Here is a 17073-nt window from a genome sequence, read left to right as displayed (position 1 = left end):
TCCCCTGCGGGCTCGCACATCGGAGCAAACCATGAACTGGCTTACCAATGTGGTCCGGCCGAAGATCCGCAACATGCTGCGGCGGGAGACGCCGGAGAATCTGTGGATCAAGTGCCCGGATTCCGGGCAGCTCGTGTTCTACAAGGACGTCGAGGCCAACCAGTTCGTCATCCCCGGCTCGAACTACCACATGCGCATGGGCGCGGTGGCGCGTCTGAAGTCGATCTTCGACAACGAGACCTGGTTCGATGTCGCACTGCCTGACGTGACGCCCGATCCGCTCAAGTTCCGCGACGAGAAGAAATATGTCGACCGCATCAAGGATGCGCGGGCGCGGACCAACCTCAACGACGCGATCAAGGTCGGCTACGGCAAGCTCGAAGGCGCGGCCGTCGTCGTCGCCGTGCAGGATTTCGATTTCATGGGCGGCTCGCTGGGCATGGCCGCGGGCGAGGCCATCGTGCGCGGGCTGGAGCTCGCGGTCGAGAAGAAGTCGCCGTTCATCGTGTTCGCCGCCTCGGGCGGCGCGCGCATGCAGGAAGGCATCCTGTCGCTGATGCAGATGCCGCGCACCACGGTCGCGGTGCAGATGCTGCGTGAGGCAAAGCTGCCCTACATCGTCGTGCTGACCAACCCGACCACCGGCGGCGTCACCGCGTCCTACGCCATGCTTGGCGACGTGCACATCGCCGAACCCGGCGCATTGATCGGCTTTGCCGGCGCGCGCGTGATCGAGCAGACCATCCGCGAGAAACTGCCGGAGGGTTTCCAGCGCGCCGAGTATCTGAAGGAGCACGGCATGGTCGACATGGTCGTGCATCGCCACGAGCTGCGTCCGACCCTGGCGCGGCTCTGCCGCCTGCTGACCAAGGCGCCGGCGCAGGATGGTGCGTCGAAAGCAGTGCAGCCAGTCGTCAGCCCCGCCCAGATCGTATCGGCGGCTGAGACAGCGCCGGCTGCGCCCCACGCGTGAACGCGTCCCCTGACAGCGCAAAGCCGTCGCTCGGCGAAGTGATCGGGCGGCTGTCGGCCCTGCATCAGAAACGCATCGATCTCGGGCTCGAGCGGATGCACCGCCTGCTCGAGCGGCTCGGACACCCCGAACGCAAGCTGCCGCCGGTGATCCACATCGCCGGCACCAACGGCAAGGGCTCGACGCTCGCCTATCTGCGCGCGACACTGGAAGCCGCCGGCTTGCGCGTCCACGCCTACACCTCGCCCTACCTCGTCCGCATCAACGAATGTTTTCGCCTCGGCCGCGCCGGCGGCGGCGTGCTCGTCGGCGATGACGAGCTGCGCGCGGCACTCGAAGAAGTCGAGCGCGTCAATGCCGGCGAGCCTGCGACGGTGTTCGAGCTGAAGACGGCTGCCGCCTTCCTTCTGTTCGCGCATAATCCTGCCGATGTCGTGCTGCTCGAAGTCGGCCTTGGCGGCCGACTCGATTCGACCAACGTGCTCGATACGCCGGCGGCCTGCGTCATCACCCCGATCAGCATGGACCACATGGATTTTCTCGGCGATACGCTGGCGTCGATCGCCGGCGAGAAGGCCGCGATCATCAAGCGCGGCGTGCCGGTGATTTGCGCCGAGCAGGCGGACGAGGCGATGGCCGTGATCGAGGCGCACGCAAAGCGCATGCGCGCGCCGCTGTTTGCCGCGAACGAAAGCTGGCACGTCAATGTCGAGCACGGGCGCCTTGTTTATTCCGACGAGCGCGGCCTGATGGATCTCGCGGCGCCGCGCCTGTTCGGCCGCCACCAGTTCGACAATGCAGGTCTTGCGATTGCGACGCTGCGCGCGATTTCGAATTTCAGGATCAATCATGCGGCATTCGAGGCCGGCATCGTCGGTGCGGAATGGCCGGCGCGGATGCAGCGCATCACCTCGGGCGAATTGCTCTCCTGGGGACCGCAGGGCTCGGAAATCTGGCTCGACGGCGGTCACAATGCCGAAGGCGGACGCGTTGCGGCAGCAGCCCTCGGCGATCTCGAAGAGCGGGTGTCGCGGCCGCTGGTCGTCATATCAGGCATGATGGCCAACAAGGACGCGCAGGGTTTTCTCGCCAATTTCGCCGGGCTCACCCGTCACATCATCGCGGTGCCGATTCCCGATGCCGAGAACGCGCTGCCGGTTGACCGCCTCGCGGATGCCGCGCGCAGTCTCGGCATGCGCGTCGAGCCCGCGCCCGGCATTGAGGCCGCGCTCCGCGCCCTGGCGAAGCTCGCCTATGAGGTGCCGCCGCGCATCCTGATCACCGGTTCGCTCTATCTCGCCGGCCACGTGCTCGCCATCAACGGCACGCCTCCTGCATAGTCGGTCCCGTGTCCCGGACGCGTGCAGCCTTGGCGATGCGTAGCATCGTCCTGGCAACGCTGCTCCGCTGAGCCGGGACCCGTGCCGCGACATGGCCCCGGCTCTGCAGCGCACCGTTCCACGCTGCGCTGCGTCCGGGGCGCGAGAGCGAGGACAACAATGCGTTTAGCCGCGATTGCCGACGTGCACGGAAACGATCTCGCGCTGGAGGCGGTGCTCGCCGACATCCGCGCCCAGGGTATCGCCGACATCGTCAACCTCGGCGACATGCTGAGCGGCCCGCTCGATGCACGGCGCACCATCGAGATCCTGATGGCGCTCGATGCTGTGCACGTGCTCGGCAACCACGACCGCTATTTGCTCGATCGTCCGCCGGAGAAGATGGGTTCGTGGGACCGTCCAGCGCACGCGCAGCTCAATGCCACGCAGCTCGACTGGCTGCGTGCACAGCCGATGACGCGGGTGTTTCGCGATCAGGTCTTCCTCTGTCACGCGACGCCTGAGAGCGACGAGATCTATTGGCTCGACACGGTGCACCCTGATGGCACCGTGGCGCTGTCGCCGCTTGATCGCATCGAGCAGTTCGCGCAAGGTATCTCACAGCCGCTGATCCTCTGCGCTCACACCCATCTCGCCCGCGCCGTGCGGCTTCGGGACGGCCGCTTGATCGTCAATCCCGGCAGCGTCGGCAGCCCCGGCTATCGCGACAAGCACCCGTTCCCGCATGTCGTCGAAGCCGGCACGCCGGACGCGCGCTATGCGATTCTCGAACTCGCTGACGGCGACTGGCAGGTGACGTTCCGCCATGTAGCTTACGATCATGAGGCGGTAGCCGCACTCGCCCGCCGCAACAATCAGCCGGAGCTGGCGAACGCGCTGGCAACGGGGTGGATCAAGTAGCCCGCCTGCGTGCGGGCTACTCCAGCAGATTCATCGGATCGGCCACCTTCTGCTTCAACTGATCGAACGTGCATTGCCGCGGGGCCTTGTCGGGGCGCCAGCGCAGGATCGAGGTGCCGTGGCGAAAACGCTCGCCGCTGAAATGGTCGTAGCAGACCTCGATCACCAGCCTCGGCTTGAGCGGGCACCACTTGGCCGAGCGCTCGGTGGACCAGCGGCTCGGTCCGCCCGGCGCGTTGCCGGTGAAGCCGGGCTCGCCGATCAACGCCTCCAGCCGGTCGGTCAGGTCAGGCTTGGCCTCGGCTTTGATCGCCGAGGTGAAGCCGACATGGTGCAGCAGGCCCTTGTCGTCGTAGAGCCCGAGCAGCAGCGAGCCGACCACCCTGCGGCCGGCGATCTTGTTGGTGGCGTAGCGGAAGCCGCCGACCACGCAATCGGCGCTGCGGAATTTCTTGATCTTCTGCATGCCGTCGCGGTTTCCCGCCTGATAAGGCAGGTCGAGGCGCTTGGCGATGGCACCGTCCGAACCGCCGCCCGATTGCGCCAGCCATTTTTTCGCGGTGGTGTAGCTCGTTGTCGCCGGCGAGAGACGGAAGATGCTGCCTTTCAGATGGGCCTTGGCAAATGCTTCCAGCGCCGTCCGTCGCTCGCTTAGCGGCTTTTCGGCAAGCTGCTTCTCCCTGGCCGTCGCGAGCAGATCGAAGACGAGATAGAGCGCCGGCGTTTGCTGCGCGAGCTTCGTCACGCGGCTTGCAGCGGGATGTATCCGTTGCAGCAGCGCATCGAAGGAAAAGCCCTTGCCCTGCGGCACCACGATCTCGCCGTCGAGCGTGAAGCGATCCGCCTTCAGCGCCAGCGCCGCGGCGACAATTTCAGGAAAATAGCGCGCGAGGTCCTCGCCGGATTTCGAGCGCAGATCGACGTGAGCGCCATCACGCGACAGCAGGCAACGAAAACCATCCCATTTCGGCTCGTATTGCCACTCCTTGCCGCGCGGGATGGCGTCGACCGACCGCGCCTCCATCGCAACGAGGGAGGCGGACTTTCTCGCACGTTTTGGAGGAGGGGCGGGCAAGGGCGGGACTCGTCATGCACAGGACACGTCCCACCAACGCAAACGGCCGGCATTTCGCCGGCCGTTGTCGAAAATAATCGTAAATCGCGTGGATCAGACCGCGGAGGTGATCCACTGCTGGAGCTTCGCCTTCGGCGCCGCGCCGACCTGGCGGGAGGCCATCTCGCCGCCCTTGAAGATCATCAGGGTCGGGATCGACATCACGCCATATTTGGACGCGGTCTTCGGGCTTTCGTCGACATTGAGCTTCACGATCTTGACCTTGTCGCCCATTGCGCCGGCGATCTCGTCGAGGGCAGGAGCGATCATGCGGCAGGGGCCGCACCATTCGGCCCAGAAATCGACGACTACGGGGCCGTTCGCCTTGAGCACTTCGGCTTCGAAATCGGCGTCGGAAACCTTGCTAACGGCCATTGCAGTACCTCACTCGGTTGAAAGAATCGGCGCGAATGGGAATCGCGCCCGGGATCATGGCGTCAACCTATGAACGGCCCCTTGCCGGGTCAAGGACGCTCACGCCGAGATGAAGGGATGCCAGCGCCGCGTCCAGCGCGGGGGCTGAAATCTCCATATATTCAAGGGCCTCGGTCCAGAGCAGGACGGCTCGGATGGGCTTTTGGGGATAAAGCCGCGCCAGCACCGCCCGGTACAGGGCGAGCTGTCGGACATAGGCCGCCGGCGCCTCCGCCGCGCTGTTGGGGGCCGCCTGGTTGGTCTTGAAATCGACGATCAGAACCTCATTCGGACGAACGACCAACCGGTCGATCTGGCCCGATACCAGCGCCGGAGGACGGTCCGGCCGATCGAGCTTGCCGACAATGGCGACCTCCGCCCGGCTGCCGGCGGCAAAGACTGGGGCGAAGCGCGGCTCGGCGATCAAGGCGAGCACCTTTTCGGCGAGTGCAGTGCGGTCGGCCTCGGACCAGTCCGAGGCGTTGCGCGCCATGAAGCCGAGCGCGGCCTCGCGCCGGCGCTCCGAGGCGATGTCGGGCAGGGATTGCAGCAGCCGGTGCACCAGCGTGCCGCGTTGCAGTGCCAACGCGCGGGACTGCACCGATTCGCCTGATCGCACCGAGCGGCCTTCTCCGGAAAACTGGCCGGAGGGGCGCACGGGATCATCTTCCGCGCTCTCATGCGGCGCGGGCGTCCGCAGCCAATCCGGCAGGATGATCGTTTGGTCCGCTGATGTTGCTGGTGTGCCGAGCGCTGCGACATCCTCGGGACGGGCGAATCGAGTCACCTTCCCAAGCGGCGTCTCGATCGTTTCCTTGTTCAGGCCCGATGCGGCGAGCCCGGTGTCGATGAGGTCGTACCAGCTCAGCTTGCGGACCGTCCTCATATTGCCAGGCATGCAGCCGCCGACGATCAGCCGGTCAGCCGCGCGCGTCATCGCGACATAGAGCAGGCGGCGATATTCGTCCTCGGTCTCCTCCAGCATTGCCTTGCGCGCGTCGGCAACCGGCTTGGGGTCGTCGGCCTTGCGCCCGGCCCAGACCACGACCTCGCCTCCATTGCCGCGCGGCACGTTGATCAAACGGACCCGCTGCGAGTCCGCGGGCGACGACGTGGTGTCAACCATGAACACGACCGAAGCCTCGAGGCCCTTGGCGCCGTGAACGGTCATCACCCGCACCTCATCGCGCGAAATCTCCATGTCGCGCTTCACCTCGGTGTCGGCCGAGCGCAGCCAGGCCATGAAGCCCTGCAGCGAGGCCGGCGCTTTGCGCTCGTAGCTCAGCGCCAGCTCCAGGAACTCGTCGAGCGCGTCATTGGCCTCATGGCCGAGCCGGCGCAGGATACGCGCGCGCCCGCCGTCGCCCCCTAACAGCCAGGCGTAGAAGGCGAACGGCGTCTCCTCGCGCGCACGGACCTCGCAGGCCTCGAGGCGCCGCAGCACCGCCCTGAACTTCTCGCTTTCCGCCGCATGCTCGCCGAGCGCGCGCCGCAGCGATCCCTTGCGGGCATGGGCGAGCTGGAACAGATCGTCGTCGTCGAGCTCGAACAGCGGGCTCTTCAGCGCCACCGCGAGCGCCAGGTCGTCCTGCGGCAGTAGCAGCGCATCGGCGAGATTCATCAGGTCGATGATGCCGATGTGCTCGGTGAGCTTGAGCCGGTCGGCGCCGGCGACTGGGACGCCAGCGTGCTTCAGCGCCTGAATCACCGCATCGAATGCGTTGCCGCGTCGACGCACCAGGATCAGCATGTCGCCATAGCGCAGCGGACGGCGCTCGCCTTCGTGCCCGGTCAGCGTGCCGCTCTCGACCAACCGCTTGATCTCGGTCTGGATGCGACGCGCGAGCTTGATCTCGGGGCTGGTGGCGGCGACACCATCGAATGGTGCGCGCCAGCCCTCGATCTCCTGCCTATCATCGGCTTCCGCAAGGTCCCACAGCTCGATCACGCTCGGGCCGGCGTCGGCCAGCGCGTTGTGCAGGGGATGGCCGATCTCGACCGAGTGGATGCTCTTGTAGATCTGAGGATCGCGAAAGACATGGTCCACGGAGTGCAGGATCGCCGCGCCCGAGCGGAACGAATAGGTGAAGGCGACCGGATCGAATTTCAGCCCGGCCGCGGTGAACTTGCGATGCAGCTCGCGCCGGCGCGCGTCGAACTCGTGGGGCGCCGCTCCCTGGAACGAGAAGATCGACTGCTTCTCGTCGCCCACCGCGAACACCGTGCGGTTCAGCCCCTCGCGCGCGCCTTCACCGGCGGTGAACTCGGAGATGATATGCGCGACGATGTCCCACTGCCGCGGGCTGGTATCCTGGGCTTCGTCGATCAGGACGTGATCGACGCCGCGGTCGAGCTTGTAATGGACCCAGCCCGAGGAGACGCGGTTGAGCATCGCCAGTGTCTTGTCGATAAGGTCGTCATAGTCGAGCAGGCCGCGCTCTTGCTTCTCGCGGCGGTAGTTTGCCGCCGCCGCGGTCGCGATGTGCAGCAGGGCCGCGGTGCGGTCGCGCATGGTCACGGCGCGGCGCTTCTCGATCAGTCCAGCGAGGCGCTGCGCCTCGTTCTCGAACAGACGCGCGACGGATGGATTGTGCTCGCCAAACTTCTTCGTCAGAACCGCCTTGCGGGGCAGCTTCTCATCCGTGAGGAAGAGGCAGAGATAGGCATCGACCTGCGCCGCGCCGGAAAACACTTTTGCCTCGCGGAGGCGCGTAGCCTGGTCATTGTCGGACTTGCTGCCGTCCTCCAGCGCAAAGGCGATGTCGTCCCAGCGCGAACGCGGCAGGAACGGGCCATCGAGGATCTCGGTCTCGACGTCCTCGATGCGATCACTTGCATCGACGCCCAGTACCGCCGCCATCTGCGCAGCAGCAGCTTCAGCGTTGCCGGCCTCGTCGGTCCAGGCCATGAAATGGTCGCGGCTGAGGCACGCCTCGCGCACGACCTCCTTGAAGGTGACGTCGGCGGCACTCGCCATCGCGGTGAGCAGTGCGCGGCCGGTGATCGTCTCCGGATCGCGGGCGGCTTCCAGCAGGACCTTCAGATTGGCGCGCTCCATCATGTCGTTCTGATCGCGCTCGTCGATCACGGCGAAGCGTGCCGGCACATTGGCCTCGAACGGAAACTGCTGGAGCAGGCGCGTGCACAGCGCGTGGATGGTCTGCACCTTCAGCCCACCGGGCGTCTCCAGCGCGCAGGCGAACAGTTTTCGCGCGTCGCGGCGCAACTTTGCGCTCGGATGCGGGATGCCGACGGCACGGATCGCGGCGTCCAGCCCGGCATCGTCGAGCGTGACCCAATGGCCAAGCGTGGTGAACACGCGCTCGGCCATGTTGGCGGCGGCGGCCTTGGTGAAGGTGATGCAGAGGATCTTTTCCGGCGGCACGCCAGACAGCAACAGGCGGATCACGCGCTGGACCAGCACATGGGTCTTGCCCGAGCCGGCATTGGCCGACACGAAGGCCGACGCGGTCGGATCGGACGCGCGCGCCTGCCGCGCACGAACTTCGTCGGGAATGGGACGCGGCAGCTTCACCATTCCTCGATCCCCAGGCCGCCGGCCGCAGACCATTCCTTGATCCGGGCGAGGTCGTCATAGGTGCCGTAGCGGTTCGCCCACATCGGCAGGTTCAGCGAGGTGTAGGGCTGGTTCTCGTCCTCGAAGGCGCGGATCAGTGCCTCCAGCTTGGCCCGCGCTTCTGCGGCAGCGGTATCGGGCGGCTGCGGCTCGTCGCCGGGCTTGTACTTGAGCTCGAGGATGCGCTCCTCGCCCGGCGGATTGTTGCCGCTCAGGCGGACGTAGACGAGCTGGCTGACGGACGCGCCCGCGTCGATCTCAGGGAAACCGCCTTCGCGCAGAATTGCGGCTTCCAGCGTGAGTTGCGGCGACAGACCCATGCGGACCTGCTTGCCGGTCGGCGGCTGGCCGGTCTTGTAGTCGAGAATGGCGTAGCCGCCGCCTTGGCGCCGCTCGATGCGGTCGGCGCGGGCGGAGAGGCGAAAGCTGCGGTTGTTGCGGAGCGCGATCGAAATCTCGCCGCGGGTCTCCGCCGTGATCGCCTCGATCGCATCACGCCTCGCAATCTCCCATTCGCCGAACCAGCGCGCGATGCGCTGGAAGCGCGGCCACCACAGCGCCCGCGCTTCGGGCCGCTCCATCAGCGGCGCAAAATGCTTCTCGCCGATCGCGCGCAGAACGCGCGCGGGATCGTCGGGCAGACGCGCGGCATAGGTCTCCGTGAACTCGCCGATCGCATCGTGGATCGCCGAGCCGCGGTCGGCCGCCGACAACGGCATGTCGACGGGATCGAGCGCGTCGAGCCGCAGGATGTACTTTGCGTAGATCGTGTAGGGATCGCGCAGCCAGTCCTCGATCGCGGTGACGGACATGCTCAACGGCCGGCTCGCGCGCGGCGGCCGCGGCTCGGGCTGCTTGATCGGCCTGACCTCGGCGGGCTGATCGAGCGCGCCGGCGAACTGCACGTATTTTTCGCCGGCGCGAACAGCAGCCTTCCAGAGATCGTCACCTGCGACCGCTTCGAGCCGATGAAGAAAGCGCGAGGCCACGGCCGGTGCGCCGCCGGCCTTGGCGGAATGGGTGAGGATCACCTCATCGCCGCCGAGCAGCTGCGCGAAGTCATGAGCGGAGAGGCCGATACGGCGTTCCGGCAAATCGAGGCCGAGCTCGTGCCGCATCGGCCGGCTGAGCCAGGGATCGATGCGCGGCGCCGGCGGCCACACGCCCTCGATCAAGCCGCCGATGATGACGCGGTCGGCCTGCATCAGGCGCGATTCCAGCGGACCGTAAATCTGGAGGCGCGCTCCGGGCCTGTCGCGCCGCCGCACCGCGCGATCGCTGAATGCGGTCTGGAACACGTCGGCATAGTCAGGCAGCGGCACCATCAATCCGCTGGTGGTGCCGCCGCGCAGGAGATCGTCGAAGGCGCTCGCGAGTGCGAGGCCCTCGCGCTCCTCGAAGGCGAGCGGGATGCCCTGCTCGTCGCGCGACAGCTCGATCATGATCTCGCGATGGCGGTGCGCGAGCTCGGCGAAATCATGCGGCTTCGACGGCGGCAGGCTCTCGATCGGCGCCAGGGCTCTCTGCAAGACATTGATCAGCGCCTGGATTCGATCGAGGTCTTCGGCCTTGAGATGCGCGCGCGGCTCGGCCTTATGAAGCGCGGAGACCTCGCCGCGCCACAGTTTTGTTAGCTCGTCGCGAAAGCGGTTGAATTCGCGCAGGAGACCGCCGGTGCCGGCAGGCGGGCGCGTGCCGCGCAGAACTGCGAGCTCGAGGGCTTCGATCGCCGTCCTCCATGCGCCTTGCGCGCGGCCGAGCCGGCACAGCGGATGCTTCAGCATCGCCAGCAGCGTCGGCGGCTCCGATCCTTTGATCGCCGCTTCCGCCACAAGGCGCGCGAAAACGCCGGCGGAGGTTTCCATCAGCGCGTCGCCGCCGGAATCGTCGAAGGCGAGATCCCATCGCGTCAGCGCCGCCATCACCCGCCGCGCCAGCGCGCGATCCGGTGTCACCAGCGCCGCCGACTTGTCGAGATGCCGCGCCTCGCGCATCGCGATGGCGATCGCAAGTGCTTCCATCTCGGGATTGGAGGCCTCGACCACCGTGAGGTTTTTCATGCCGCCCGCGATCCTCGCAGCAACATCCGGCTGTTTCAGCCGGTCGTGCCAGACTTCCGTCTTGGCCGACGGCCGCATCGATTCGGAGGCGAGCAGATCGCGACCGCCGTCCGCCGGCGGCTGGAGGATCTCGACGTCGCTGCGCTTTATGCCGAACCGCTCCAGCAGCGCGTGCATGGCATATTGCGGATGATTCGAGGCCGGATGCTCGGCGAACTTGCCGAGCGAATCGCGCAAACCCCCGATGCTGCGCCAAGCATCCTCGTCAAGATCGGTGTCGAGGCCCGGCAGCACCACGGCGCCATGCGGCAGCGATGCGACCGCGTGGAGGAATTTTGCGGTGGCCGGCATCGAGCCGGTCGAACCGGCCGCGATCACGGGACCATGGGGATGCGCGGTCAGGCGCTTTGCTTCCGCTGCGATCAGAAGGTCACGCCGCGCCGCGGGCTCGATGCGGTTGATCTCGGCGAGATGCGCAGGCCAGGCGATGCGAGCGATGCGCAAAAATTCGAGCGAGTGCTGCCAGTAACGGTCGAGATTATCAGGCACGAGCCCGTCGAGCGCGCTCCAGTCGACGCCGCGCGTCACCATGTCGTCGATCAGGCGGGCGAGATCGCCGGCAAGCGCAAGCGTGGAGGCGGGGCCGCCGACCACCAGCGGCGACAGCACCGGGCCCTTGGCCCAGGCGGCGACGAGCTGCGCCAGCGTCAGCCGCCGTTCCAGCTCGCCGAGCCGCGGCGGGATCTCGATCGGCATCGTGCCCGAGAACTGTTCGCCTTCGTCGGCGAAAGCGAGCTCGTCCTCGTCGATGTCGCCGAGCGCGACGATGCGCGGCAGCACCACTGCGTCCGCCTTCATCTCGTCGAGGAAGATCTCGCGGACGACGCGCATGGCGCGCCGTGTCGGCAGATACAGCGTGGCATCGGCCAGCCGCGCCGGTTCCTTGCGCGCCTCGAAGCCGCCGACCAGCTGGCCGTCGAGCAGGCGCGAGACGACCGTGCGCAGGAACGGAACTGAGAGGGGAACGCTGACGACGCGCATGGGCTGCCTGATTCGGGGTCAGGGCAATATAGGGAGGCGGGGGCGAATGGTCATGCGCCGGGAGGGAGTCGTCCCCGCTCTCCCACCGTCATTCCGGGGGCGATGCGCAGCATCGAACCCGGAATCTCGAAATTCCGGGTTCGCGCTTACGCGCGCCCCGGAATGACGGGCAGTGCCGCAGGTTAGGCAAAGGCGCGCTTGCGCGCCGTGCCCACGCGTCTCTCACCGGCTTTCTGAGCTTGAATGGTGGGCACACCCTACGGCGCGGTGCTTGGAGCGGCCCTACGCCACGCTCTCCAAAAACGCCTCTTCCGCGGCGTGCACCGCATCGGGCGTGCCGACATGCATCCAGACGCCGTCGAGGCGAAGGCCGAACAGGCGCTCCTGCTCGTTGGCGCGGTCGAACATCTTTGTCAGCGAGAACTCGCCCTGCGGCGCGTCAGTGAAGATCGCCGGCGACAGGATCGCAGCGCCGGCATAGACGAACGGGACGATCTCTTTTTCTTTGCGCTTGCGCAGGGCGCCATCCGGCGTCATGCCGTAATCGCCGCGGCCGCTATAGCCGATGCTGGTCGCGGTCGGCGCCATCAGCAGCAAGATGTCCATCCGCGCCGGATCGAAATTTTCTGCAAGCCGCGCCAAATTGGAGCGCACGCCGTCGATCCACAGCGTGTCGGAATTGACGTGGAAGAACGGCGCATCGCCGAGCAGCGGCAGCGCCTTGATCACGCCCCCGCCGGTGCCGAGCACCTGGTCGCGCTCATCCGAGATGGTCACACGCGGATGCTGCCGCGATGCGGTGTGGTCGATGATCTGGTCGGGCAGATAGTGCACGTTGACGACGGCGTCGGTGACACCCGCCTGACCGAGCTTGTCGAGCACATGATCGAGCAGCGGCTGGCCGGCCACCCGCACCAGGGGTTTTGGCATCTTATCCGTCAACGGACGCATGCGCAGGCCGAATCCTGCAGCGAGCACCATGGCTTTGGTCGGTTTGACGGGCATCAATTGCTTTCTCAGATCTGCTTTCTCTGACCTATCGATTTCGCGTTCGCAGCAATCCTAGCACGGAGTTCACCGCGCCGCACCGCATCTCAACCGCCTTAGCCAGCCGCCGTGACGGTTGTGCGACGGGTGTTGCCGTTACGCTCCAACAGATGTGGAACGCACCTTTTTTTTCTTCCTGTCACCGAGCTTGAGGAAATTGACACCGATCTGGTCGCCATTGACCCAGGCCAGCTCGCAGCGCCGGTACGCGAGTCCGGTTGAGGACAGCAGCAGGAAAAATTCTTTCAGGTGGAGCCCTTCGACCGAGCCGTCGATGGTCAGCTTGGCGCCGCTCTCGGAGACGTCCTCCATGGTGCAGTCGCGCCGCCAGGTCCCGTCGATTCCCATCATCTGGGCCGGAATCCCGCGTTCGAAAACAACCCGGCTGTTGCCGCGCTGGTCCGCCTTCACTGCCATCTGCCCTTGCTCCAGCCCCGTCATTCTCCGGCTGCCTGCGGGCGATGATACCGATGGGATGGCTAACAGGCCGTAAATCAGGTTCCGGTCGGGGCGACCGGCGGCGGCACGTTGGCGAGATACCAGTCGCGCAAAGCGCTGAGCGTTGGATGAGCCAGGGAGCGCTGGAGATAGGTCCAGATCCGCGGCTGATGGCGCAAATAATGCGGTTTACCGTCGCGACGATTGAGCCGGGCGAAGGTGCCGAGCAGGCGCGTGTTGCGCTGCGCCGACATGATGGCGTAGAGCTCGGCAAAGCCTGCCGCGTCGAAGCCCGCATCGCCCGAGCGGCGCGCCTTGATGTAGCGCGACAGCAGCGTCAGCTCGATGTTTTCAGGCACGTCGATGCGGGCGTCCTGGAGCAGCGAGACGACGTCGTAGGATTGCGGCCCGAGCACGGTGTCCTGAAAATCGATCACGCCGACGCGCTCGATACCGGCGCGGTCCGCGAGCCAGATCAGGTTGGGCGAGTGATAGTCGCGGATGATCCAGGTCTTCGGCGCGGCCAGCGGCTTCTGCAGAAGCTCGCGCCACATCGCGAAAAATTCGTCGCGTGCCTCGGCGCTCAGCGGCGCGTTGCGGTCGGGCAGATACCATTCCGGCATCAAGCCGATCTCGATCAGCAGCGCCTCGATGTCAAAGACCGGAATAGCATAGGTCTGATCCGCCAGAGGCAATGTCTCCGGCAGCGTCTTGCCGTGCAGCATGGCGAGCGCGTCGGTCGCGGCCTCGTAGCGCTCGGGAATCGGGCGCGGTGGATCGCCTTCGACGACGGCTTCGCTGCCGAAATCCTCGGTAATCAGGAAGCCATGATCGAGATCGGCATGGTAGATCGTCGGCGCCGAGATTCCTTGCGCGCGCAGGCCTTCGTCGATGGCGACGAACGGCCTGACGTTCTCTGCGAGATGCACCGCCGCGCTGTAGGATTTCCCGTTATAGAGCGCAGCGCCGTCAGGCCGCTGCGGAAAGTTCATGAGGATGACGATCTCGTGGTCGCGCCGCAGCCGCGCATAGGAGCGGGTGGAGGCGTCACCCGCCATGTGCTTGCGCGTTGCATCCATGTAGCCCGACGCATCCAGGAACTCACGCAGCGCCTGCAGCCGCGCAACAGTGGCGGCGGCCTTGCCGTAACCGGTGATGTCGGCCGCGCGCGCATTTGAGCCTAGCGCCGGCCGGTGCGTTAGCGCGATGTCGATACGGTCTTCGGGCATCGCCGACGGCGCACGCTCGGGCCATTCGATCAGCACCAGCGTCGCATCGGGCAGCGGCGACAGGCCGATCTCCTCGAGCTCGCTCTCGTCCTCAACGCGGTAGAGGTCGGCGTGCATCACCGGGAAGGGCGGCAGCTCGTAGCCCTGCACGAGCGTGAAGGTCGGGCTCGGCACCTCCAGCTCGTCCTCGCCGGCGAGGTAGCGGACCAGGCTGCGGGCGGCTGCGGTCTTGCCGGCGCCGAGATCGCCGGTGAGCGTGATGACATCGCCGGGGCCGACCAGCAGCGCGAGATCGGCCATCAATTGTGCGGTGGCCGTCTCGTTGTGAAGCGCGACGGAGAATGTGGTTGGCGCGATCATTCGGCGGCGTCGCGATGCGCCGCCTGGTCGGTCGGGAACTCGCAGATCACGACCGTGCCGCGGCCGACGATCGAATCCACCCGCACCTTGCCGCCATGCAGCTCGACGAAGGAGCGCACCAGGGACAGGCCGAGCCCGGCGCCGCGGTGACGCGAGCCTTGCGAGCGGCTTTCGAACCAGTTGAAGACCTTGTCCTTCATGTCGGCGGGTATTCCGGGCCCGGAATCTGTCACGGTGAAGACCACACTGCGCTCTGTGCGCCGCGCGCTGATGCCGACGGTGGAATCCTGTGGAGAAAACCCGACGGCATTGGCGAGGAGATTATAGAGCACCTGCACCACGCGCTTCTCGTCGCCGATGAAAGTCCCGATATCGGGCGCGATCTCGACCTTGAGGCGGATGCGGTCGGTGGCGAGCCGGTCCTGGATACCTTCGGCGGCGAGCTCGATGGCCTTGCTGACGTCGACGGGTCCAAGTTCCAGCTTCATCGCGCCGGCATCGATGGTAGCGAGATCGAGGATGTTGTTGGTGAGCGCCAGCAGCGCGTTGGTCGATTTGGTGACGTAGTCGAGATATTCGGCCTGTTTCGGCGTCAGCGGCCCGGTCGAGGGATCGCTGAGGAAATGCGCGAAGCCGATGATGGTGGTGAGCGGCGAGCGCAGCTCGTAGGAGACGTGGTGGACGAAATCCACTTTCATCTGGTCGGCGGCTTCCAGCGCCTCGTTGCGCTCGCGCAGCGCGCGCTCGACATTCTCGGTGTCGGTGATGTCCTGGAACGTCAGCATGGTGGCGCCGTCGTGCAGCGGGCGGATCATGCCGTCGAGCACGCTGCCGTCCTTGCGCTCCAGCTTCAGCGGCACATCGCCGCGGTTCTCGATCGAGGTGATGGCCTCGCGGATCTGGCGCCAGACCACGGGATCGTCGAACAGCTGATGGCACCAGCCCTCGACGGTCTGGATGTGGGGCTCGTCACGCATGGCGTCGCTGGAGAGCTTCCACATCCGGACGAAGGCCGGGTTGAACAGCTGGGCCTTGCCGTTGCTGCCGAACACCGCGACGCCTTCGGCGAGGCTGTCGAGTGTCTCACGCTGGACGCGGATCAGGCCGTCGAAGCGGCGGGCGAGATCGAGGCTTTCGGTGACGTCGTCGAACAGATAGGTGACGCCGCCTTCCGGATTCGGCGTGGTGACGACGGAGAGCGCGCGCCCGTCGGGCAGATACCAGGTGTCGTGGGCGGCCTCGACCGCGCGATAGGCCTCGTGCAGCTTGGCCTTCCAGGCGCGGAAATCAGGCTGCTCCGGCAGCTTGCGCGCGGCGCGGAGCTGGTCGAGCACGCTGGAATCGTCGGGATTGGCGTCGAGGAAGGTGCGGTCGAGGTCCCACAGCCGCCGATAGGAATCGTTGTAGAAGGCAAGGCGCCGCTGGCCATCGAATACGGCAACGCCGGAGGAGAGCTGGTCCAGTGTGCGGCGATGTGCTTCGGCCATCCGCACCAGCGCCGAGCTCAGCGCATCCGCTTCGCTGGCGTCGATCGCGACGCCGACACTGCTGCTGCCGACATTGACCGCGCGCACGTCGTACATGCGCCGCTCGCCACTGACGACGATCGGCAGCCGCGAGGTGAAAGTGGCCGCGTCCTTCAGCCCCCGTTCCATCGCGGTGCGGTCGGCGCTGTCGAGCAGCTCGAGCTTGCGCTCGTGGGCATCGGCGATGCTGGCGGCCTCGGTCGCACGGACATAAGCCGGATTGGCGTAGGTGAGCGCGCCGTTCGCGGCCTTGGCCCATATCGGCCACGGTGCGGCAGCGGCAAAGCCGCGCAGCATCTCGGTCTCGTCGGAGAGCGCCTTGTAGCGCAGATGGGTTTCGGCCAGTTCGCGGCGCAGTCCGGACAGCTCGCGAATCCTGACAATGGCCTGGCCGCCGATGGCGCGGCCGATGGCCTCCAGCGTGTGGCCATGTGCGGTGGTCAGCGTCAGCTGGAACCCGTCGCCACGCTCCCGCAGCGCATCGACCGCGTGGTCCATCTGCAGCGCCGGTTCCGGCGGCAGCCAGGTTCCGAACGCCAGCACGCGCTGCGGCGAGGAATCGCGCGGCAGCACCATCGAGATGTCGCCCGTGATCTGGGCGCGGTTGTCGCCGGCGGGCCAGGAGATCATGATCTGCGGCTCGGCAAACAGCAGCGCGCCGTAGCGGTCGGCCTGGAGCTGGAGTTCCCCGATCCGCGCGCGCAGCCGCGCCTCGTTCTTCGCGGTGCGCACGCGCGTGCGCATCAACAGGATCGCGGCCATCACGGAGAAGCCGAGCAGGGCCAGCGCGGTGGCAAGCACTGCGAGTTCCTGCCGGTTGAAATCCAGCAATGTGGAGAGGGTGTCGACGAGGTCGTCGGCCTTGGCCGGCGCAGCCGGCAGCAGCGCTGCGAGAGCGCCTCCCAACAAGCTGTTGCGCGCCAACGATGTGCACGACAGCAGCGTCCGACGCATCGACACGATCACGCCTGACATAGTTGCCCCAAGACCGCACGGATTTGCGCGCGGCAACCCCCGCCGCACGCGAATCAAACGACAATACCCCCACCGCGAC

11 protein-coding genes are annotated in these 17073 nt (G+C 66.4%); 3 read left to right on the top strand and 8 right to left on the bottom strand.

Annotation, left to right across the window (positions count from 1 at the left end):
* Positions 1 to 31 precede the first annotated feature (31 nt).
* The 3 genes from accD (at position 32) to ACVWY3_RS29725 (ending at position 3213) form a co-directional block, all read left to right on the top strand.
* The gene (gene accD / locus ACVWY3_RS29735; RefSeq protein WP_456841654.1) at positions 32 to 973 is read left to right on the top strand and encodes an acetyl-CoA carboxylase, carboxyltransferase subunit beta; all 942 of its coding nucleotides are present in this window, start codon (positions 32 to 34) and stop codon (positions 971 to 973) included.
* Positions 970 to 2313: a bifunctional folylpolyglutamate synthase/dihydrofolate synthase gene (locus ACVWY3_RS29730; RefSeq protein WP_456841653.1), complete on the top strand. Its 1344-nt coding sequence runs from the start codon at positions 970 to 972 to the stop codon at positions 2311 to 2313. Before accD ends, ACVWY3_RS29730 begins: the two co-directional genes overlap by 4 nt.
* Before the next feature lie 159 nt (positions 2314 to 2472).
* On the top strand, positions 2473 to 3213 hold the full coding sequence (locus tag ACVWY3_RS29725) for a metallophosphoesterase family protein (protein WP_456841652.1): 741 nt from the start codon (positions 2473 to 2475) through the stop codon (positions 3211 to 3213).
* Positions 3214 to 3229: 16 nt separating this feature from the next.
* On the opposite strand, the gene ACVWY3_RS29720 is transcribed toward ACVWY3_RS29725, so the two are convergent.
* The 8 genes from ACVWY3_RS29720 to ACVWY3_RS29685 form a co-directional block, all read right to left on the bottom strand.
* Positions 3230 to 4237: an ATP-dependent DNA ligase gene (locus ACVWY3_RS29720; RefSeq protein WP_456843488.1), complete on the bottom strand. Its 1008-nt coding sequence runs from the start codon at positions 4235 to 4237 to the stop codon at positions 3230 to 3232.
* Positions 4238 to 4381: 144 nt separating this feature from the next.
* Positions 4382 to 4702: a thioredoxin gene (trxA, locus tag ACVWY3_RS29715; RefSeq protein ID WP_008540017.1), complete on the bottom strand. Its 321-nt coding sequence runs from the start codon at positions 4700 to 4702 to the stop codon at positions 4382 to 4384.
* 67 nt (positions 4703 to 4769) lie between these two features.
* Positions 4770 to 8279, bottom strand: coding sequence for a double-strand break repair helicase AddA (gene addA, locus ACVWY3_RS29710; RefSeq protein WP_456841651.1), 3510 nt, complete (start codon positions 8277 to 8279; stop codon positions 4770 to 4772).
* A complete protein-coding gene (gene addB, locus ACVWY3_RS29705) occupies positions 8273 to 11419 on the bottom strand; it encodes a double-strand break repair protein AddB (RefSeq protein WP_456841650.1) in 3147 nt (1048 codons plus the stop codon). The genes addA and addB overlap by 7 nt, the downstream gene beginning before the upstream one ends.
* Positions 11420 to 11701: 282 nt before the next feature.
* Entirely contained in the window at positions 11702 to 12424 is a 723-nt protein-coding gene (locus ACVWY3_RS29700) for a nucleotidyltransferase family protein (protein WP_456841649.1), read from the bottom strand.
* A 138-nt stretch (positions 12425 to 12562) separates the two neighbouring features.
* Complete coding sequence (locus ACVWY3_RS29695; RefSeq protein ID WP_456841648.1) at positions 12563 to 12883, bottom strand: PilZ domain-containing protein; 321 nt, start codon at positions 12881 to 12883, stop codon at positions 12563 to 12565.
* Positions 12884 to 12960: 77 nt separating this feature from the next.
* Complete coding sequence (gene tsaE, locus ACVWY3_RS29690) at positions 12961 to 14493, bottom strand: tRNA (adenosine(37)-N6)-threonylcarbamoyltransferase complex ATPase subunit type 1 TsaE (protein WP_456841647.1); 1533 nt, start codon at positions 14491 to 14493, stop codon at positions 12961 to 12963.
* The gene (locus ACVWY3_RS29685; RefSeq protein ID WP_456841646.1) at positions 14490 to 16994 is read right to left on the bottom strand and encodes an ATP-binding protein; all 2505 of its coding nucleotides are present in this window, start codon (positions 16992 to 16994) and stop codon (positions 14490 to 14492) included. The genes tsaE and ACVWY3_RS29685 overlap by 4 nt, the downstream gene beginning before the upstream one ends.
* Positions 16995 to 17073 lie beyond the last annotated feature (79 nt).

Source organism: Bradyrhizobium sp. USDA 4486, from assembly GCF_054057995.1.
The sequence above is the reverse complement of the archived record's forward strand: the minus strand, read 5'-3'. Positions and strand labels throughout refer to the sequence as shown.